Consider the following 20,089-nt stretch of genomic DNA (forward strand, 5'->3'; position numbering starts at 1 on the left):
CGCCCACCGAGGCCCCCGACGCCGGCACCCGGCACCGGGGGTTGTGCCCACCCGTCCCGCCGTGCGGGACGCCTGCCCACAACGGGTAGGGGGCAGTGCCCGACCCCATCGCACTCGTCAGACCCAGACAGACAGGTCACCCATGTCCAGCAGCGAGTTCTTCATTCCCGACCCCGAGGGTCAAGTCCCCACCGTCGAGGGGTACTTCGGCGCGTTCGGCGGCAAGTTCATCCCGGAGGCGCTCGTCGCCGCCGTCGACGAGGTCGCCGTCGAGTACGACAAGGCCAAGAACGACCCGGCCTTCGCCGCCGAGCTCGACGACCTGCTCGTCAACTACACAGGACGGCCCAGCTCCCTCACCGAGGTGCCCCGGTTCGCCGAGCACGCCGGTGGCGTCCGGATGTTCCTCAAGCGCGAGGACCTCAACCACACCGGCTCGCACAAGATCAACAACGTGCTCGGTCAGGCGCTCCTCACCAAGCGCATGGGCAAGACCCGAGTCATCGCCGAGACCGGCGCGGGCCAGCACGGCGTGGCGACCGCCACCGCCTGCGCGCTCTTCGGCCTCGAGTGCACCATCTACATGGGCGAGATCGACACCGAGCGCCAGGCGCTCAACGTGGCGCGCATGCGGATGCTCGGCGCCGAGGTCGTCGCCGTGAAGTCCGGCAGCCGCACCCTCAAGGACGCCATCAACGAGGCGTTCCGCGACTGGGTCGCCAACGTCGACCGCACGCACTACCTCTTCGGGACCGTAGCGGGACCCCACCCCTTCCCGGCGATGGTCCGCGACTTCCACCGCGTCATCGGCGTCGAGGCCCGCCGCCAGATCCTGGAGCGCGCCGGACGTCTGCCCGACGCGGCCGTGGCCTGCGTCGGCGGCGGCTCGAACGCCATCGGCCTCTTCCACGCCTTCATCCCCGACGCCGGCGTGCGCCTCATCGGCTGCGAGCCGGCCGGTCACGGCCTCGAGACCGGCGAGCACGCCGCGACGCTGACCGCGGGCGAGCCCGGCATCCTGCACGGCTCACGGTCGTACGTCCTCCAGGACGACGAGGGCCAGATCACCGAGCCGTACTCGATCTCGGCCGGCCTCGACTACCCGGGCATCGGCCCCGAGCACGCCTTCCTCAAGGACAGCGGCCGCGCCGAGTACCGCGCGGTCACCGACGACGCCGCCATGCAGGCCCTGCGCCTGCTCTCGCGCACCGAGGGCATCATCCCGGCCATCGAGAGCGCCCATGCGCTCGCCGGCGCCATCGAGGTCGGCAAGGAGCTCGGCAAGGACGGGCTGATGATCGTCAACCTGTCCGGGCGCGGCGACAAGGACATGGACACGGCCGCCCGCTACTTCGGCCTGTACGACACCGACGCCGCCGTCGCGGCGGACGCGGCCGGGACCGGCGCGGAGATCGAGGGAGACGCCAAGTGAGCGGCAACATCCAGCTGTTGAACGACACCCTCGCCGCCGCGCGCGCCGAGGGCCGCTCGGCCCTCATCGCCTACCTCCCGGCCGGGTTCCCGACCGTGGACGGCGGCATCGAGGCCATCAAGGCCGTCTTCGACGGCGGCGCCGACGTCGTGGAGGTCGGGCTGCCGCACAGCGACCCGGTCCTCGACGGTCCCGTCATCCAGACCGCGGACGACATCGCGCTGCGCGGCGGCGTCCGGATCGCCGACGTGATGCGTACGGTCCGCGAGGCCCACGAGGCGACCGGCAAGCCGGTCCTCGTCATGACGTACTGGAACCCCATCGACCGGTACGGCATCGAGCGGTTCACCGCCGAGCTGGCCGAGGCGGGCGGCGCGGGCTGCATCCTGCCCGACCTGCCCGTCCAGGAGTCGGAGACCTGGAGGGAGCACGCGGACAAGCACGGCCTCGGGACCGTCTTCGTCGTCGCCCCCAGCAGCAAGGACGAGCGCCTCGCGACGATCACCGCCGCGGGCTCCGGCTTCGTGTACGCCGCCTCCCTGATGGGTGTCACCGGCACCCGCGAGTCCGTCGGCAACCAGGCCCAGGACCTCGTGCGCCGCACCAAGGCCACCACCGACCTGCCGGTCTGCGTCGGCCTCGGCGTCTCGAACGCGAAGCAGGCGGCCGAGGTCGCCGGGTTCGCCGACGGGGTCATCGTCGGCTCGGCGTTCGTGAAACTGATGCTCGACGCCGACGACGAGGCCGCCGGCCTCGCCGCCGTGCGGGCGCTCGCGGCGGACCTCGCGGACGGGGTGCGCGCCAAGGCGTGACCCATCGCGTCGTCACCCATCGCGTCGTAACCCGTATGGGTGGACCTGGGGCCGGGGAGGCACGCTGGTGCCTCCCCGGTTCGTTTGGCGGGTGTGAGCGAGAAGAACCGTGACGGAAAGCGCACCGCCCGTGACCGGCTGGCGGAGGAGCGCGAGAAGCAGAGAGCCAAGGACAGGCGCCGCAGGGGCGTGATCGTGGGGGGCGCCGTCGTGGGCGTCCTCGCGCTGGCCGCCGTGATCGGGGTGATCGCGGCAAACTCCGGCGACGACAAGAGCGACGCCTCGGGCCCCGTCGTGGCCCCCCAGGGTGCGGTCGGCAAGGACAGCCTCGCGATCCCGGTCGGCAAGGGCAGCGCGAAGTCGACGCTCACGGTGTGGGAGGACTTCCGCTGCCCGGCGTGCAAGGCCTTCGAGGACGCCTACCGCACGACGATCCACGAGCTGACCGACTCCGGGCAGCTCAAGGTCGAGTACCACCTGGCCACACTCATCGACAAGAACATGGGCGGCAGTGGCTCCCTGCGCGCGGCGAACGCGGCGGCGTGCGCCCAGGACGCCGGGAAGTTCCCCCCGTACCACGACGTCCTCTACGAGAACCAGCCGTCGGAGACCGACGACGCCTTCGCGGACAACGGCAAGCTGATCGAGCTCGCCGGCAAGATCGGCGGCCTCGTCACGCCGGACTTCAAGAAGTGTGTCGACGGCGGCAGCCATGACAGCTGGGTCAAGAAGTCGGACCAGGCGTTCCAGGCCGGCGGCTTCCAGGGCACGCCGACAGTGCTCCTGAACGGGAAGAACGTGTTCGGCGACCAGGCCAACCCGCTGACCCCCGCGAAGCTGAAGCAGATGGTGCAGGCGGCCGACAAGCCGTAGGAGCGGCAGGAGACGCGGGGGTCTCGTTATGGACCCGTAGCCGGGCTGGTTGCCGCCGCCACGGCCCGGCACGGTAGCGTCGACATCGCCATGAATCTTGCCTTCATCCCCAGCCCGTCACACGGAGTGGTCTATCTCGGACCCATTCCGCTGCGCGGCTACGCGTTCTGCATCATCATCGGCGTCTTCGTGGCCGTCTGGCTCGGCAACAAGCGCTGGATCGCCCGCGGCGGGCGGTCCGGCACCGTGGCCGACATCGCGGTCTGGGCCGTGCCGTTCGGCCTCGTCGGCGGCCGGCTCTACCACGTGATCACGGACTACGAGCTGTACTTCAGCGAGGGCCGCGACTGGGTGGACGCCTTCAAGATCTGGGAGGGCGGCCTCGGGATCTGGGGTGCCATCGCGCTCGGCGCGGTGGGCGCGTGGATCGGGTGCCGCAGGCGCGGCATCCCGCTCCCGGCCTACGCCGACGCCATCGCACCCGGCATCGCCGTCGCGCAGGCCATCGGCCGCTGGGGCAACTGGTTCAACCAGGAGCTCTACGGCAAGCCCACCGACCTGCCGTGGGCCCTGAAGATCACGTCGTCGACGGACGGGCGCGTGCCGGGCACGTACCACCCGACCTTCCTGTACGAGTCCCTGTGGTGCATCGGTGTCGCGCTGCTCGTCATCTGGGCGGACCGCCGCTTCAAGCTCGGCCACGGGCGCGCCTTCGCGCTCTACGTCGCCGCGTACTGCGTGGGCCGCTTCTGGATCGAGTACATGCGCGTCGACGACGCGCACCACATCCTCGGCCTGCGGCTCAACGACTGGACCGCGATGGGTGTCTTCCTGCTCGCGGTGATCTACATCGTGATCTCGACGAAGATCCGCCCTGGGCGCGAGGCGGTCGTGGAGCCGGGCGCCGGTGACGATGCCGATGCCAAGGACAAGCCTGAGGACAAGGGCGACGACGCCGATCCCAAGGACAAGGCTGAAGGCGAGGCCGGGGTCGAGGCCAAGGAGCCGGCCGCGTCTGAGGACGAGGCCGATGAGCAGTCCGACAAGGCCGATGAGCAGTCCGACAAGGCCGAGGCGCAGTCCGACAAGGATGAGGCCAATGGCGAGTCAGGGGCGACCAAGGCCGGGAAGAGCTAGCTGAGTCTCACCACCCGTACGTCGACGGGGGCGCCGGATCGCATCGATCCGGCGCCCCCGTCGCTCTGTCCCGGTCAGCCCCCGCGGCGGCGCGACGCCAGCGCAAGGACCCGGCGCGCGTCCGAGACGATCGCCGCGTCGACGAAGCGGCCGTCGGGCAGGGCCAGGGCCCCCGCCTCCGTGGAGGCGGCGCCGACGACCTCCGTCGCCGCGTCGACCTCCGCCGCCGTCGGCAGGAACGTCGCCTCGATGACGGGAAGCTGGCGGGGGTGGATCGCCATGCGGCCGAAGAAACCGAGCGCCCGGCCCTGCGAGCAGGAGCGGGCCAGGCCCACCGTGTCGCGGATGTCCGGATAGACGGACTGCGGCGGCGGGGGCAGCGCGGCGGCGCGCGCGGCGACCACCGCCCGCCCCCGTGGCCACGCCAGACCCTCGCCGTTCGCCACACCGAGCTCCGCCCGCAGATCCGACTCGCCGAGCGCGATGCCGCGTACGCCGGGATACCGGGCGATTTCGTACGCGTGCTCGACGCCGAGCGCCGACTCCAGGAGGGCGTACAGGGGCGGCACCTCGACCGACCAGTCCGATACGCGGTCCAGGTCGGCGGGGCCATGGACCTTGGGGAGGCGCAGGGCGCCGAGGCCGGGGAGCGGGGTGAGGCGTCTGACCTCGGACTCGGCGCGCGGCGAGTTCAGCGCGTTGACCCTCACGTGCACCGGCACCGGGTGCTTCTCGGCGAGGAGCTCGGCGGTCGCGTCGAGGGCGTACGTCTTGCGGTCGGGGGCGACCGCGTCCTCCAGGTCGATCAGGACCACGTCGGCGCCCGAGTCGAGCGCCTTCGCCACGACCTCCGGCCGGTCTCCCGGGGCGTAGAGCCAGGTCAGGAAGGTCTCGTAGGACTGGGCGGTCACAGCGCGCCCGCTTCGCGGAGGGTGGTGATCTCCGTGGGGGAGAGACCGAGGCCCGTGAGGATCTCGTCCGTGTCGGCGCCGTGGGGGCGGCCGGCCCACTTGATCGCGCCGGGGGTCTCGGAGAGGCGGAACAGTACGTTCTGCATCTTGACGGTGCCCAGCTCGGGGTCGGGCACCTCGGTGATCGAGTCGAGCGCCCGGTACTGCTCGTCCTCCATCACGTCGCGGATGTCGAAGACGGGGGCGATGGCGGCCTCCGCCTTCTCGAAGGCGGCGAGGACGTCGTCCCGCGAGTGCCGGGCGATCCATGAACCGACCGCCGCGTCGAGTTCGTCGGCGTGCTCCGCGCGGCCCGAACCCGTCGCGAACCACGCCTTGTCGATCAGCTCGGGGCGGCCGACCAGGCGCATCACGCGCTCGGCGATCGACTGGGCGGACGTGGAGACCGCCACCCACTTGTCGTCGCTCGTGCGGTACGTGTTGCGCGGGGCGTTGTTCGTGGAGCGGTTCCCCGTGCGCGGCTGTACGTAGCCGAGCTGGTCGTACCAGATGGGCTGCGGGCCGATGACCGTCAGCATCGGCTCGATGATTGCCATGTCGACGACCTGGCCCCGGCCCGTCCGCTCGCGGCCCTGGAGCGCGGCCATCACCGCGTACGACGTGGAGAGCGCGGCGATCGAGTCCGCGAGGCCGAACGGGGGAAGCGTCGGGGGGCCGTCGGGCTCGCCCGTGAGCGCCGCGAAGCCGCTCATCGCCTCGGCGAGCGTGCCGAAGCCGGGGCGGTGCGAGTACGGTCCGAACTGGCCGAAGCCGGTGACGCGGGTGAGCACCAGGCGCGGGTTGGCGGCGCTCAGCTCCTCCCAGCCGAGGTTCCACTTCTCCAGGGTGCCGGGGCGGAAGTTCTCGATCAGGACGTCGGCGTCCGCGACCAGCTTGAGGAGGATCTCGCGCCCGCCCCGCGTGGAGAGGTCGAGCGTGATGTTCCGTTTGTTGCGGCCGAGGAGCTTCCACCACAGGCCGACGCCGTCCTTCGACGGACCGTGGCCACGGGACGGGTCCGGTTTACGGGGGTGCTCGACCTTGATCACGTCGGCGCCGAAGTCGCCCAGCATGGTGGCGGCGAGGGGGCCGGCGAAGAGGGTGGCGAGGTCGAGTACGCGTAGGCCTTGCAGGGGGGCGGGAGTGTTGGGCGTAGGGGATTTCATGTGCGGGCCTCCAGAGTGAGCCTGGCCAGGTCGTCGAAGCCGATCCCGTCGAAGTCGGCGACCGAGGTCGACAGACGGTTCTTGAGCGGGGCGGTCCAGCGGTCGTCGATCGCGTCGGGGGAGCCGGCGAGGAGTCCGGCGATCGAACCGGCCGTCGCGCCGTTGGAGTCGGTGTCCCAACCACCCGACACCGCACGGCAGATGGACCCCGTGAAGTCGCCGTCGGCGTGGGTGAGCGCGGCGGCGAGCAGCGCCGCGTTGGGCAGGACGTGCACCCAGTGGTGGTCGTGGGCGTAACGGGCATGGAGCGTGTCGACGACCGATGAGAAGCCCTCCGGGGTGCCGGTGGGTTCGGCGCGGGCCGTCTCGATGCCGAAGCGGATCGCCTGGGCGTAGCGGGAGTCGGGTGGGATCACGCACAGGGCCGCGTCGAGGGTGGCTCGGATGGTGGGGGCCGTGCCGGAAGGCGCTGACGCGTGGGCGATGGCCGCCGCTACGAACATCTCGCCGTAGACGCCGTTCGCCGTGTGGGTCAACGTCGCGTCCCTGTGTGCCAGTTCGGCTGCTCCGGCGGGGTCGCCCGGGTTCGTCCAGCCGAAGATGTCCGCGCGGATCTGGGCGCCGATCCACTCCCGGAACGGGTTGTGACGCACGGCCGTCTCCGGGGGCTCGATGCCGTCCAGGAGATTGCGGTACGCGACGCGCTCCGCGGTGAACGTGCGGCCCGCCGGCAACTCGTCGAGCCAGAGCTGCGCCACGTCCGCGGTGGTGAAGCCGGCGCCGTGGCGCTGGAGCAGGAGCAGGCCGAGGAGCGGGTAGTTGAGGTCGTCGTCCTCGGGCATGCCGTCGATGTTCTCGGCGAGGGAGGTGGGGCGGGAGCGGCGATTCCAGGGGTAGCGCTCCGCCACGTCCTGCGGGAGGTTCCGGTGCGTGAACCAGGTGTTCAGGGGCCAGTTGGACGTGGATTTCGCGATCGCCCGGATGCCGCGCAGGGGGAGTTTCTCGACGGGTTTGCCGAGGAGGCAGCCGACGGCTCTGCCCAGCCAGGATGCGTGCAGGCTTTTCGTTCGGGGGGTTTCTGGAGGCGCTGCCCTCAGGCCCCCGCGTTCCTCGTCCCCAAGCGCCGGACGGGCTGGGTGGGGGGTCAGCTGTCTGATTTCCGGCAAGGACGTCGGCTCAAGTGCCCTCAACGGGCTCTGTGTTGAAGCCAGTTCGTCCAGGAGCTGCTGTGCCAGGGATCGTAGCTTCGGGTCCTGGGGCGGTGGTGATGCTCCCGCGCGCTCGGGAGGCGGGAGGCCTCCTGCCTCGCGCCAGCGGCGCTCCACCCCGCTTGCGTTCCGGCCCTCCTGTGCCGCCTGGCGCAGCTCGTGGCCGAGCAGGTCCTCGGGCTGGACCCAGGTGAGGCGCAGCATCACGACCCCGCGGTGGCGGTGAGTTCTGCGAACGCCGCCTCGTGGGACCGGCGGCGGGTCATGTCCTTGGCGAAGACCTCACGCGTGACCCGGGCCAGTGAGGCCGCCGGCGTGTGCAGGTCGAGCCTGCTCGCGCGGGCCACCTCCCCGCTCCACTCCCGCGGCACCGCCGGCTCCCCGTACAGCGCGCCCACGATCGCTCCGCTCATCGTCGCGATCGAGTCGCAGTCCCGGCCGTAGTTGACCGAACCGAGGACCGTGTGGCGGAAGTCGCCCCGGCCGACCAGGAGCATCCCGAGTGCGATCGGCAGCTCCTCGATCGCGTGGAGGCGGGACGGGCGGCGCGCCCCGAGCGACGGCCTGCGGTACTCCGGGCCCACCGTGTCGAAGGGTGTGATCGCCTCGCGCAGCGGTCCCAGCGCGTCCTCGAAGTCCGTGTGGTCGCGCGCCACTTCGCAGACCGCTTCGATCGCCGACCTCGTGCCGTCCTTCGCGAGCGCCAGCGCGTCCTCCACCACCGATTCCGGCGTCGCGCCCGGCCTGAACGCCGAGGCCACCGCTGCCGCGAAGACGCCCGCCGCCTCCCTGCCGTACGACGACTGGTGCGCGCCCGCCACGTCCAGCGCCTCCTCGTACGCCTTGGCCGGGTTGCCCGCGTTCACCACTCCGACCGGAGCCATGTACATCGCCGCGCCGCAGTTCACGATGTTGCCCACGCCCGCCTCGCGCGGGTCGACATGGCCGTAGTGGATGCGCGCCACGATCCACTTCTCCGCCAGGAAGATCCGTTGCAGCGGGAGCGCCTCCGCCTCCAGCTCCGGGATCCAGCGCGTGTTGGTGATCAGGTCGGGGACGAGGTGGTCCGCGACCGCGTACGCGTCCAGGTGGTCCCGCACGTTCTCGTAGACCCTGATCAGCGCGTGCGTCATCAAGGTGTCGTCCGTGACGTGACCGTCGCCCTTGTGGTACGGGGCGATCGGGCGCGCCGTGCGCCAGTCGTCCTTGTGGAACGGCTCCACGATGCCGCGGACCCGGCCACCGTGGCGCTCCGCGATGGCCTCCGGCGTCCAGCCCTCCACGGGGCCGCCCAGCGCGTCGCCCACCGCCGCGCCCACGAGGGCTCCTGTGGTGCGGTCCTCCAGGCAGTAGGTGGTCGAGATTGAGTCTTGAGTGCGGGCAGGTGTGGGGCCGGCTGTCGTGGGGGTTGTCATTGGGCGCCTTTCGGTGTGGTTGCCCTGGTCAGGTCTGCTGCGATGGCTACGAGGTCCGTTCCTGCCAGGCGCGGCAGCGCGCAGCCCGCGAGCCTGCGGCAGGCGTCCCGCCAGCTCGCCGGGAGCGTGTCGGCTCCGCCGATCGCGCCCGTCAGTGCGCCCGCCAGCGCCGGGGCCGAGTCCGCCACCCGCGAGAGGCACGCCGCCGTGGGCACCGCCTCCGTCACGTCGCCGCCGGCCGCGGTCGCCACGGCCAGGGCCACCGGGACCGTTTCCGCTGCCGCGATGCCGTAGCTGTAGACGTGGTCGACGATCTCGTGCTCCAGGACCGGGACCAGCGCGAACGCGTTTCCCGGCAGGCCTGGGCGGGCCGCGGCCGCTCTTCGCGCCAGGTCCACCGCGTGCAGCGCGTTGCGGCGGATCTCGGTTCCCTCGGGCAGCTGGGCCAGCGCTGCGTCCACGCAGGCGTCGACCGGGGCGCCGCCCAGCGCTGCCGCCACGGCTGCCGCCATCGCTCTCGCGCCGTGGACTCCGTCGCCGTCCTGGGTGTAGCGGGCGTCGAACTCCGCCAGTTCCGCGGCCGGTTCGGGGTCACCCGGGTGGACCACGGCCAGTACCGCGGCACGTACACAGGCCGCGTCGTCGAAGTAGTGCGGGTTGTCGTGTCCGGTGGCCGGGGGGCTCAGGCCCGCCGCCAGGTTGCCCAGGCCCGCTCTCACGGAGATGCGTGCCCGCATCGGCATGCGCGCCGACTCGATCTCGTCCGCTCGGGCCGTTGCTTCGGCCACCTCGGCGGCGAGGGTGTTCCAGGCGAGGGCCAGTGCCGTGCGTACGTGTTCGTCCGGGGGGACGTTCGTGCTGGGGGCTCCCGCCTTGGTGGCGTTCAGGATCGACGCCGCTGTGAACGCCGCCCATTCCGCGTCGTCCGACGGGCCCAGGCGCAGGGGTTCCGGGGGTTGGTTCAGCGCGATCGGTACGGGGAGTGTCGTCGTCGCGTTCTGCTCCGCGAACGTGTCCAGTTCTCGGGTCAGGCGGCGGGTCCAGTCGGGGAGGCGGGCCGCGCGGTGTCTGCCTGAGGGCCAGCCCGCGGCGTCGCCTGCGGCGATGCCCAGTAGGAGGCCCTCGATCCGGTGGGCGGTGGTGGGGGTTCCGGTGGTGCGGGGGGTTGTCCGGGTGGTGACGGCTGGTGGCGTCATGCTCTGGCCTCTCTGGGGGCGGGTGCCGGCTTGTCGTGGGCTCCTGCTCGCGCCGCTGGGGGGTGCGGGGCCGGGCCGGTATGTCCGTCCTCGCTCGGATGGTTCGGCGTTGGATTCCGTCGGCGTCAGTTGTGTGTGCCGGTTCCGGGCGGACACACCGGCCCGGCCCCTTTCGTTCGGGCGCCAGTGCGGCCGCCTGGGGGCCGGGGTCCCTCTGTGCTCGTACGTGGATGGGTGCGGGGGTCACGGTGTGGCCCCCTTCGGGGGTTTGGGTGGGAGGGGTGGTGTGGGGGTCAATGTGTGGGCGATGTCCAGGATGTGACGTCCCTTCATCGACGGGAGGCAGTTGCCTCGGACCGGGCCGATGGTCGTCGCCCAGTCGGCGGGGATCGCTCGTTCGCCGCGTAGTGCGCCGGCCAGGGCGCCCGCCACCGCGGCCGTCGTGTCCGCGTCGCGGCCCATGTTCACCGCCATCAGGACCGACTCCCTGAACTCGCCCCGGGCCGCCGCGAACGCTCCGAAGGCCAGGCCCACCGCCTCCGGGGCCAGGTCCGGCCAGGGGTAGCCGCCGATCACCACGGCCCGGCGTACCTCTCGTTCCATGGAGAGTTGCGTGCCCTCGGCGTCGCGGCGGGCGCTGCGGGCCGCCGCCACCGCGCGGTGCAGGGAGCGTGCTGTCCAGGAGTCCTCGGGGACCACGGACAGGGCTGCCTGGACGACTGTGTCCGGGTTGTGGCTCACCATGGCCGCCGCGACCCCGGCCGCCACCGCCCGGCCTCCGTGGATGCCCTCCCCGTCGTGCGACACCGTGCCGTCCACCGCTACGAGGCGTGCGGCCTCCGCCGGGCGGCCCGCCGCGTACACCCCGAACGGGGCCGCCCGCATGGCCAGTCCGTCGCTCCACGCGTGGCGGTGCTGCGCCGAGATGGGTGCCGCCAGGCCCCGGCGCAGGTTCTCCAGAGTTCCTCTCTCGCTGAAGCCCGCGCCTCGGAACGGGCCCTCGTCACGGTCGGCGATCCATGTGTGCCAGGCCGCCTCGACATGTCCCACGGTGAGCGCCGAACCGTGCGCCGCCAGGAGGAGGCCGGAGAAGATCGCGTACTCGGTGTCGTCCGTGCCCGCCGGGTCCGGCGAGACGAACCCCTCGATACGGCCCCATCGTTCGCGGATCTGCGACGGCTTCATGTTCTCTGCGGGCGCGCCGAGCGCGTCGCCCACCGCGAGGCCGAGCAGCGCTCCGCGGGCACGGTCCCGCAGGGAGATCGTGGCCGGCGGCTGGCGGTGCGGGACCGTGCCGAGCCTTCGCGGACCTTCCGCGCCCGCCGACGGGTCGGGGTCGAGGCTGACGCTCATGGCGTGTTCGGGCTCTGCGAGGTGCGGTTGGCGCTCATGTGGACCTCGTGTTCTCGGTCGGTGCTGTGGATGCGCGGACCACCAGGCGGGGTGGGGCCGTGGCCGTGGTGCCGCGGGGGGTCGGGGCCGTGCCGTCCAGGCGTTCCACCAGGAGTTCGGCCGCTCGCCGCCCGCGTTCTGTCGAGCCCAGGTCGACGCTGGTCAGCGGGGGCCAGACCGACTGGGCGAGCACGCTGTCGTCCATCCCCGCGACCGCTACGTCCTGCGGTATGCGCAGGCCCCGCGAGTGCAGCGCGCGGGCCGCGCCGAGCGCCAGCTGGTCGTTGGCGCAGAAGACGGCGTCGGGGCGCCGGGCGAGCAGTTCCGCGGCAGCCCGGGCCCCCGCCTCGATGCCGAATCCGGTCTCGACGACCAGCGTGTCGTCGTATACGAGTCCGCACTCGGCGAGAGCCGCGCGGTAGCCCTCCTCTCGGTTGCGGCCGGGGACCGTGTCGGAGGGGCCGTTGATGAACGCGATGCGGCGGCAGCCGGTGTCGTGCAAATGGCGTACGGCCAGGGCCGCGCCCGTCACCGAGTCGGCGCGGACGCTGTCCACGGGCACCCCGGACGGCAGGGATCCCATGACCACGACGGGGCCCGCCGCGCAGGTCAGCGCCTCGATGTGGTCGTCGGTGATGCGGATGGGGCAGATGATCAGGCCGTCGCTGGTGCGGTCGCCGAGGCTGCGCAGGACGGCTAGTTCGTCGTCGACGACCGCGTCCGTGGAGTGCAGGAGCAGGCGGTAGCCATGGTTCTTGGTGACGCCCTGGACGGCGCGGACCATCGCCACGTAGGCCGGATTGCCGATGTCCGGCAGCGCGAACGTGAGCTGCCGGGTCCTGCCGTCCTTGAGGGAGCGGGCCACGGCATTGGGTACGTAGCCGAGCTCCGACGCGGCGCGCTCCACCCGTTCGACGGTCTCCCGCCGCGCGCCCAGACCGTTGAGGACGCGGGAGACCGAGGCGATGGAGACCCCGGCCCGCCGCGCGATCGACACGATCGTCGGCTGGCCGCCGCCCGGCACCGGAGACATGGGTTCGCTCCTCACCGCATGTGGAAACGTTTACAGGTGTTGCGGCGATGTTTCCCCCGTCCGTCAACGCTCCGATCATGTGATCCATCTCTCGGGTGACGGCGAGGGCCGTTCGAGCGGGTGGGCAAAGCGGTCGAAAGCCCTGGTAAGTACGGCCTTCCTTGCTGGCGGGGGCCCGAATCCGTGCGTACTTTCGAAGCTGTTGAGGGGGGAGTCCGGGCCCGCGGGAACGCCGCGCGGCACCGGCTCCGTACGAGAGGAGCACTGGGCGGGATGGCCATCATCGAGACCGAAGCGACGCTGCACGACGCGCACCGCGACAACCACACGCACCGCGATGTCAACGGTGGCTGGCTGCGCCCCGCGGTGTTCGGCGCGATGGACGGGCTCGTCTCGAACCTGGCCCTGATGACCGGTGTCGCGGGCGGCGCCGTGTCGCAGCAGACGATCATCATCACCGGGCTCTCCGGCCTGGCCGCCGGCGCCTTCTCCATGGCCGCCGGCGAGTACACCTCCGTCGCCTCCCAGCGCGAGCTGGTCGAGGCCGAACTCGACGTCGAGCGGCGGGAGTTGAGGAAGCACCCCGCGGACGAGGAGCGGGAGCTCGCCGACCTCTACATATCGCGCGGCGTGGAGCCCGACCTCGCCCGCGAAGTCGCGCGCCAGCTCTCGAAGGACCCCGAGCAGGCTCTTGAGATCCACGCGCGCGAGGAGCTGGGCATCGACCCGGGCGACCTGCCGTCGCCGACGGTCGCCGCCGTCTCCTCCTTCGGGTCCTTCGCGCTCGGCGCCCTGCTTCCGCTGCTGCCCTATCTGCTGGGTGCGAGTGCCCTGTGGCCCGCGGTCCTGCTCGCGCTCATCGGCCTCTTCGCCTGTGGGGCGATCGTGGCCAAGGTGACGGCGCGGTCCTGGTGGTTCAGCGGGGTGCGCCAGCTGGCTCTCGGTGGTGCCGCGGCGGGTGTGACGTATCTCCTGGGCAACCTGTTCGGTACGGCCGTAGGATGACGACTCAGTGATGGCTATACAGGCCTCTGTATAAGTAGCCGTTACTCGGCGGTTTCGATTGCTTAACGGCGGGGCATGAGCCGTAAGCGCTGCGGGCAAAGACGCCCGCCTCGCTCATGGACCCGCGGACATCGATCTGCCCGTGAAGGTCCCCTGTTGTGCCGCTGTTCCGCCACCGGGAGCGGCACCGTCACCGCCACCGCGGTGTCCGCATGCTGGAACGCAGTGTCCGGTTCCCGAGAACCGATCCATCATGTAACTTGTACGAAATTTGCACCCCCAGCAGAGGGCCAACGTCGTCCCTCGGCAGATGTCATATGCCACGAAAATCGACGACGGGAGAGCCGATGCGCACGCCGCGCCAGCCGTCCCAGCACTCCATGAACCAGCCGTTCATGGATGCTCGCCCTGCCGCCCAGGGCATGTACGACCCCCGCAACGAGCACGACGCCTGTGGCGTCGGCTTCGTGGCCACCCTCACCGGCGAGGCGAGCCACGCGCTGGTCGAACAGGCGCTCACGGTTCTGCGCAACCTGGAGCACCGAGGTGCCACCGGTTCCGAGCCCGACTCGGGTGACGGAGCGGGCATCCTCTCCCAGGTCCCGGACGCCTTCCTGCGTGCCGCGGTCTCCTTTGATCTGCCCGCCGCCGGCACGTACGCGGTCGGCATCGCCTTCCTGCCCGTCGACGAGGCCGACAACGCCGCCGCCGTCTCACAGATCGAGACGATCGCCGCCGCGGAGGGCCTCACCGTCCTCGGCTGGCGCGAGGTGCCGGTCGCCCCGCAGCTCCTCGGCGCCACCGCCCGCTCGACGATGCCGGCCTTCCGCCAGATCTTCGTCTCGGACGCCGACGGCACCGCGAAGGACATCGCGCTCGACCGCAAGGCCTTCGTCCTGCGCAAGCGCGCCGAGCGCGAGGCCGGCGTGTACTTCCCGTCGCTCTCCGCCCGCACCATCGTCTACAAGGGCATGCTGACCACCGGCCAGCTGGAGCCCTTCTTCCCCGACCTGTCGGACCGCCGATTCGCATCTGCGATCGCGCTCGTCCACTCGCGGTTCTCCACGAACACCTTCCCGAGCTGGCCGCTCGCGCACCCGTACCGCTTCGTCGCGCACAACGGTGAGATCAACACGGTCAAGGGCAACCGGAACTGGATGAAGGCGCGCGAGTCGCAGCTCGCCTCCGACCTGTTCGGCGCCGAGGACCTGTCGCGGATCTTCCCCGTCTGTACGCCCGACGCCTCGGACTCGGCGTCCTTCGACGAGGTGCTCGAACTGCTGCACCTCGGCGGCCGCTCCCTGCCGCACAGCGTCCTGATGATGATCCCGGAGGCCTGGGAGAACCACGCCTCCATGGCGGCCGACCGCCGCGCCTTCTACCAGTTCCACTCCGCGATGATGGAGCCCTGGGACGGCCCGGCGTGCGTGACCTTCACGGACGGTACGCAGGTGGGTGCCGTTCTCGACCGCAACGGTCTGCGCCCCGGCCGCTACTGGGTCACCGACGAGGGCCTCGTCGTCCTCGGTTCCGAGGTCGGCGTCCTCGACATCGACCCCGCGAAGGTCGTCCGCAAGGGCCGCCTCCAGCCCGGCAAGATGTTCCTCGTCGACACCGTCGAGCACCGCATCATCGAGGACGACGAGATCAAGGCCGGCCTGGCCGCCGAGCAGCCGTACGCCGAGTGGCTGGAGGCCGGTGAGATCGAGCTCGAGGACCTCCCCGAGCGCGAGCACATCGTCCACACCCACGCCTCGGTCACCCGCCGCCAGCAGACCTTCGGCTACACCGAGGAAGAGCTGCGCGTCATCCTCACGCCGATGGCCAAGACCGGCGGTGAGCCGCTCGGCTCCATGGGCACGGACTCGCCGATCGCGGCGCTCTCCGCCCGCCCGCGGCTGATCTTCGACTACTTCACCCAGCTGTTCGCGCAGGTCACGAACCCGCCGCTGGACGCCATCCGCGAGGAGCTCGTCACCTCGCTGCGCTCCACCCTCGGCCCGCAGGGCAACCTGCTCGAGCCGGGCGCGGCCTCCTGCCGTTCGGTCACCCTGCCCTTCCCGGTGATCGACAACGACGAGCTGGCCAAGCTCATCCACATCAACGCCGACGGCGACATGCCCGGCATGAAGGCCGCGACCCTGTCCGGCCTGTACCGGGTCTCCGGCGGCGGCGACGCGCTCGCCGCCCGCATCGAGGAGATCTGCACCGAGGCCGACGCCGCCATAGAGGCCGGCGCCCGCCTGATCGTGCTCTCCGACCGGCACTCCGACGCCGAGCACGCGCCGATCCCGTCGCTGCTGCTCACCGCGGCCGTCCACCACCACCTCATCCGTACGAAGCAGCGCACCGAGGTGGGTCTGCTCGTCGAGGCGGGCGATGTGCGCGAGGTCCACCACGTGGCCCTCCTCATCGGCTTCGGCGCCGCGGCCGTCAACCCGTACCTGGCGATGGAGTCCGTCGAGGACCTCGTCCGCGCCGGTACGTTCCTGCCCGGCATCGAGGCCGAGCAGGCCATCCGCAACCTGATCTACGCGCTCGGCAAGGGCGTCCTCAAGGTCATGTCCAAGATGGGCATCTCGACCGTCGCCTCCTACCGCGGCGCCCAGGTCTTCGAGGCCGTCGGCCTCGACGAGGCCTTCGTCGAGGAGTACTTCAACGGCACGGCGACGAAGATCGGCGGCGCCGGTCTCGACGTCATCGCCCAGGAGGTGGCCGCCCGTCACGCGAAGGCGTACCCGGCGAGCGGCATCGCGCCCGCGCACCGCGCCCTCGACATCGGCGGCGAGTACCAGTGGCGCCGCGAGGGCGAGCCGCACCTGTTCGACCCGGAGACGGTCTTCCGCCTCCAGCACGCCACGCGCAACCGCCGCTACGACATCTTCAAGAAGTACACGGGCCGCGTGAACGAGCAGTCGGAGCGTCTGATGACGCTGCGAGGCCTCTTCGGCTTCAAGAGCGGCCGCGAAGCGATCTCCATCGACGAGGTCGAGCCGGCCAGTGAGATCGTCAAGCGGTTCTCGACCGGCGCCATGTCGTACGGCTCCATCTCCAAGGAGGCGCACGAGACCCTCGCCATCGCCATGAACCAGCTGGGCGCCAAGTCCAACACCGGTGAGGGCGGCGAGGACGCGGACCGGCTGTACGACCCGGCGCGCCGCTCCAGCATCAAGCAGGTCGCCTCCGGCCGCTTCGGTGTCACGAGCGAGTACCTGGTCAACGCGGACGACATCCAGATCAAGATGGCGCAGGGCGCCAAGCCCGGCGAGGGCGGCCAGCTGCCCGGCCACAAGGTCTACCCGTGGGTCGCCAAGACGCGTCACTCGACGCCGGGCGTCGGGCTCATCTCGCCGCCGCCGCACCACGACATCTACTCCATCGAGGACCTGGCCCAGCTGATCCACGACCTGAAGAACGCGAACCCGCAGGCGCGGATTCACGTGAAGCTGGTCTCCGAGGTCGGCGTCGGCACGGTCGCCGCGGGTGTCTCCAAGGCGCACGCCGACGTGGTGCTCATCTCCGGCCACGACGGCGGTACGGGCGCATCCCCGCTCACCTCCCTCAAGCACGCGGGCGGTCCCTGGGAGCTCGGTCTCGCCGAGACCCAGCAGACCCTGCTGCTCAACGGCCTGCGCGACCGCATCGTCGTCCAGACCGACGGCCAGCTCAAGACCGGCCGCGACGTCGTCATCGCCGCGCTGCTCGGCGCCGAGGAGTTCGGTTTCGCGACCGCGCCGCTCGTCGTCTCCGGCTGCGTCATGATGCGCGTCTGCCACCTGGACACCTGCCCGGTCGGTATCGCCACGCAGAACCCCGTCCTGCGGGAGCGGTTCTCCGGCAAGGCCGAATTCGTCGTGAACTTCTTCGAGTTCATCGCCGAAGAGGTCCGCGAGATCCTCGCCGAGCTCGGCTTCCGCACCATCGAGGAGGCCGTCGGCCACGCCGAACTCCTCGACACCGAGCGGGCCGTGGACCACTGGAAGGCCCAGGGCCTCGACCTCGAGCCCCTCTTCTACGTCCCCGAGCTGCCCGAGGGCGCCGTGCGCCACCAGGTGATCACTCAGGACCACGGCCTGGAGAAGGCCCTGGACAACGAGCTGATCAAGCTGGCCGCCGACGCGCTCGCCGCGAACGCGCAGGCCGACGCCCAGCCGGTCCGCGCCCAGGTCGCGATCCGCAACATCAACCGCACGGTCGGCACCATGCTCGGCCACGAGGTGACGAAGAAGTTCGGTGGCGCGGGCCTGCCCGACGACACCATCGACATCACCTTCACCGGCTCCGCGGGCCAGTCGTTCGGCGCGTTCGTGCCGCGCGGTGTGACCCTGCGCCTGGAGGGCGACGCCAACGACTACGTCGGCAAGGGCCTGTCCGGCGGCCGCATCGTGGTCCGCCCGGACCGCGGCGCCGACCACCTCGCCGAGTACTCCACGATCGCGGGCAACACGATCGCGTACGGCGCCACGGGCGGCGAGCTGTTCCTGCGCGGCCGCACCGGCGAGCGCTTCTGCGTCCGCAACTCGGGCGCGACGGTCGTCTCGGAGGGTGTGGGTGACCACGGCTGCGAGTACATGACCGGTGGCCGCGCGGTCGTCCTCGGCGAGACCGGACGCAACTTCGCGGCCGGCATGTCCGGTGGCATCGCGTACGTCATCGACCTGGACACCGACAACGTCAACGCCGGAAATGTCTCGGCCGTCGAGGCCCTGGACGACACCGACAAGCAGTGGCTGCACGACGTCGTGCGCCGTCACGCGGAGGAGACCGGCTCGACGGTCGCCGAGAAGCTCCTCGCGGAGTGGCCGGCGGCGGTGGACCGCTTCAGCAAGATCATTCCCAGCACGTACAAGGCAGTGCTCGCCGCCAAGGACGCCGCCGAGCGAGCCGGACTCTCCGAGTCCGAGACCACCGAGAAGATGATGGAGGCGGCGACCAATGGCTGATCCCAAGGGCTTTCTCAACCATGGCCGCGAGGTCGCCAAGACCCGTCCGGTCGGCGAGCGCGTGCGGGACTGGAACGAGGTCTACGTTCCCGGCTCCCTGCTCCCCATCATCAGCAAGCAGGCCGGCCGCTGCATGGACTGCGGCATCCCGTTCTGCCACAACGGCTGCCCGCTCGGGAACCTGATCCCCGAGTGGAACGACTACGCGTACCGCGAGGACTGGTCGGCGGCGCAGGAGCGGCTGCACGCCACCAACAACTTCCCGGAGTTCACCGGCCGCCTCTGCCCGGCGCCCTGTGAGTCGGCGTGCGTGCTCGGCATCAACCAGCCGGCCGTCACCATCAAGAACGTCGAGGTCTCGATCATCGACCAGGCGTGGGACCGCGGCGATGTCGCGCCCCAGGCCCCGGAGCGCCTCTCCGGCAAGACCGTCGCCGTCATCGGCTCGGGCCCGGCGGGCCTCGCCGCCGCCCAGCAGCTGACGCGGGCCGGCCACACGGTCGCCGTCTACGAGCGCGCCGACCGCATCGGCGGCCTGCTCCGCTACGGCATCCCCGAGTTCAAGATGGAGAAGCGCCACATCAACCGCCGCATCGAGCAGATGCGCGCGGAGGGCACCAAGTTCCGTACGGGTGTGGAGATCGGCCGCGACATCGACGCCGCGAAGCTGCGCAAGCGCTACGACGCCGTGGTCATCGCCGCCGGTGCCACCACCGCTCGCGACCTGCCGGTCCCGGGACGTGAGCTCAAGGGCGTCTACCAGGCGATGGAGTACCTGCCCCTGGCCAACAAGGTCCAGGAGGGCGACTACGTCACCACGCCCGTCTCCGCCGAGGGCAAGCACGTCGTCGTCATCGGCGGCGGCGACACCGGCGCGGACTGCGTGGGCACCGCCCACCGTCAGGGCGCGGCCTCGGTCACGCAGCTGGAGATCATGCCGCGTCCGGGCGAGGACCGCAGCGCGGGCCAGCCCTGGCCGACGTTCCCCATGCTCTACAAGGTGACGTCCGCGCACGAGGAGGGCGGCGAGCGGGTCTACTCCGTCTCGACCACCCACTTCGAGGGCGACGAGGACGGCAACGTCCAGTTCCTGCACCTCGCCGAGGTGGAGTTCATCGACGGCAAGCTGACGCCGAAGCCGGGCACGGAGCGAAAGATCCCCGCCCAGCTCGTCACGCTCGCCATGGGCTTCACGGGCACGGACCAGGACAACGGCCTCGTCTCCCAGTTCGCCCTGGACCTGGACGCGCGCGGCAACGTGGCGCGCGACGACGAGTTCCAGACCAACGTTCCCGGCGTCTTCGTCGCCGGTGACGCGGGCCGCGGCCAGTCGCTCATCGTGTGGGCCATCGCGGAGGGCCGCTCGGCCGCCCGCGGGGTCGACCGCTTCCTGACCGGTGCCAGCGAACTGCCGGCCCCGATCCGCCCGACGGACCGCTCGCTGACGGTCTGACCGACACGACGGCGGCCTGACGGCCCCTCGAAAGACGTCCCGTACAACGGCGTACGGAACTGAGCGCGACGCTC

14 protein-coding genes are annotated in these 20,089 nt (G+C 71.2%); 7 read left to right on the top strand and 7 right to left on the bottom strand.

The features are described from left to right. Positions 1-142 precede the first annotated feature (142 nt). From trpB to lgt, 4 genes are all read left to right on the top strand, one after another. Positions 143-1,432, top strand: coding sequence for a tryptophan synthase subunit beta (trpB, locus tag OG698_RS33125; RefSeq protein ID WP_399970079.1), 1,290 nt, complete (start codon positions 143-145; stop codon positions 1,430-1,432). Then, positions 1,429-2,244: a tryptophan synthase subunit alpha gene (gene trpA / locus OG698_RS33130; RefSeq protein WP_406107357.1), complete on the top strand. Its 816-nt coding sequence runs from the start codon at positions 1,429-1,431 to the stop codon at positions 2,242-2,244. The genes trpB and trpA overlap by 4 nt, the downstream gene beginning before the upstream one ends. A 93-nt stretch (positions 2,245-2,337) precedes the next feature. Further along, on the top strand, positions 2,338-3,117 hold the full coding sequence (locus OG698_RS33135) for a DsbA family protein (RefSeq protein ID WP_406107359.1): 780 nt from the start codon (positions 2,338-2,340) through the stop codon (positions 3,115-3,117). A 90-nt stretch (positions 3,118-3,207) separates the two neighbouring features. Beyond that, on the top strand, positions 3,208-4,254 hold the full coding sequence (gene lgt / locus OG698_RS33140) for a prolipoprotein diacylglyceryl transferase (protein ID WP_406107361.1): 1,047 nt from the start codon (positions 3,208-3,210) through the stop codon (positions 4,252-4,254). A gap of 74 nt (positions 4,255-4,328) precedes the next feature. Here the strand turns inward: lgt and OG698_RS33145 are convergent, their stop codons facing one another. The 7 genes from OG698_RS33145 to OG698_RS33175 all read right to left on the bottom strand — a co-directional run bounded on the left by OG698_RS33145 (position 4,329) and on the right by OG698_RS33175 (position 12,614). Next, entirely contained in the window at positions 4,329-5,165 is an 837-nt protein-coding gene (locus tag OG698_RS33145) for an HpcH/HpaI aldolase/citrate lyase family protein (protein WP_406107363.1), read from the bottom strand. After that, entirely contained in the window at positions 5,162-6,370 is a 1,209-nt protein-coding gene (locus tag OG698_RS33150) for a CaiB/BaiF CoA transferase family protein (RefSeq protein WP_406107364.1), read from the bottom strand. Before OG698_RS33150 ends, OG698_RS33145 begins: the two co-directional genes overlap by 4 nt. Continuing rightward, the gene (locus tag OG698_RS33155) at positions 6,367-7,782 is read right to left on the bottom strand and encodes an ADP-ribosylglycohydrolase family protein (RefSeq protein WP_406111440.1); all 1,416 of its coding nucleotides are present in this window, start codon (positions 7,780-7,782) and stop codon (positions 6,367-6,369) included. The genes OG698_RS33150 and OG698_RS33155 overlap by 4 nt, the downstream gene beginning before the upstream one ends. Further along, positions 7,782-8,993, bottom strand: coding sequence for an ADP-ribosylglycohydrolase family protein (locus tag OG698_RS33160; protein WP_406107365.1), 1,212 nt, complete (start codon positions 8,991-8,993; stop codon positions 7,782-7,784). Before OG698_RS33160 ends, OG698_RS33155 begins: the two co-directional genes overlap by 1 nt. After that, positions 8,990-10,189, bottom strand: a complete 1,200-nt coding sequence (locus OG698_RS33165) for an ADP-ribosylglycohydrolase family protein (protein ID WP_406107366.1) — start codon at positions 10,187-10,189, stop codon at positions 8,990-8,992. The genes OG698_RS33160 and OG698_RS33165 overlap by 4 nt, the downstream gene beginning before the upstream one ends. 243 nt (positions 10,190-10,432) lie before the next feature. Next, on the bottom strand, positions 10,433-11,542 hold the full coding sequence (locus tag OG698_RS33170; RefSeq protein ID WP_406107368.1) for an ADP-ribosylglycohydrolase family protein: 1,110 nt from the start codon (positions 11,540-11,542) through the stop codon (positions 10,433-10,435). A gap of 34 nt (positions 11,543-11,576) precedes the next feature. Continuing rightward, complete coding sequence (locus OG698_RS33175) at positions 11,577-12,614, bottom strand: LacI family DNA-binding transcriptional regulator (protein WP_406107370.1); 1,038 nt, start codon at positions 12,612-12,614, stop codon at positions 11,577-11,579. A 273-nt stretch (positions 12,615-12,887) separates the two neighbouring features. Between OG698_RS33175 and OG698_RS33180 the strand changes: the two genes are divergently transcribed. The 3 genes from OG698_RS33180 to OG698_RS33190 all read left to right on the top strand — a co-directional run bounded on the left by OG698_RS33180 (position 12,888) and on the right by OG698_RS33190 (position 20,015). Next, complete coding sequence (locus OG698_RS33180) at positions 12,888-13,619, top strand: VIT1/CCC1 transporter family protein (RefSeq protein ID WP_406107371.1); 732 nt, start codon at positions 12,888-12,890, stop codon at positions 13,617-13,619. A 347-nt stretch (positions 13,620-13,966) separates the two neighbouring features. Next, complete coding sequence (gltB, locus tag OG698_RS33185; protein ID WP_406107373.1) at positions 13,967-18,562, top strand: glutamate synthase large subunit; 4,596 nt, start codon at positions 13,967-13,969, stop codon at positions 18,560-18,562. Continuing rightward, positions 18,555-20,015, top strand: a complete 1,461-nt coding sequence (locus OG698_RS33190; protein ID WP_362905485.1) for a glutamate synthase subunit beta — start codon at positions 18,555-18,557, stop codon at positions 20,013-20,015. The genes gltB and OG698_RS33190 overlap by 8 nt, the downstream gene beginning before the upstream one ends. The last annotated feature ends 74 nt before the right edge of the window (positions 20,016-20,089 follow it).

Origin of the sequence: Streptomyces sp. NBC_01003 (genome assembly GCF_045162695.1) — a bacterium.
Classification (GTDB): domain Bacteria; phylum Actinomycetota; class Actinomycetes; order Streptomycetales; family Streptomycetaceae; genus Streptomyces.

Excerpts from the sequence above, each read along its gene's own strand:
- trpB (WP_399970079.1), top strand. The coding sequence starts at position 143 with ATGTCCAGCAGCGAGTTCTTCATTCCCGACCCCGAGGGTCAAGTCCCC.
- lgt (WP_406107361.1), top strand. The coding sequence starts at position 3,208 with ATGAATCTTGCCTTCATCCCCAGCCCGTCACACGGAGTGGTCTATCTC.
- OG698_RS33150 (WP_406107364.1), bottom strand. The coding sequence starts at position 6,370 with ATGAAATCCCCTACGCCCAACACTCCCGCCCCCCTGCAAGGCCTACGC.
- OG698_RS33155 (WP_406111440.1), bottom strand. The coding sequence starts at position 7,782 with ATGCTGCGCCTCACCTGGGTCCAGCCCGAGGACCTGCTCGGCCACGAG.
- OG698_RS33160 (WP_406107365.1), bottom strand. The coding sequence starts at position 8,993 with ATGACAACCCCCACGACAGCCGGCCCCACACCTGCCCGCACTCAAGAC.
- OG698_RS33165 (WP_406107366.1), bottom strand. The coding sequence starts at position 10,189 with ATGACGCCACCAGCCGTCACCACCCGGACAACCCCCCGCACCACCGGA.
- OG698_RS33170 (WP_406107368.1), bottom strand. The coding sequence starts at position 11,542 with ATGAGCGTCAGCCTCGACCCCGACCCGTCGGCGGGCGCGGAAGGTCCG.
- OG698_RS33175 (WP_406107370.1), bottom strand. The coding sequence starts at position 12,614 with ATGTCTCCGGTGCCGGGCGGCGGCCAGCCGACGATCGTGTCGATCGCG.
- OG698_RS33180 (WP_406107371.1), top strand. The coding sequence starts at position 12,888 with ATGGCCATCATCGAGACCGAAGCGACGCTGCACGACGCGCACCGCGAC.
- gltB (WP_406107373.1), top strand. The coding sequence starts at position 13,967 with ATGCGCACGCCGCGCCAGCCGTCCCAGCACTCCATGAACCAGCCGTTC.
- OG698_RS33190 (WP_362905485.1), top strand. The coding sequence starts at position 18,555 with ATGGCTGATCCCAAGGGCTTTCTCAACCATGGCCGCGAGGTCGCCAAG.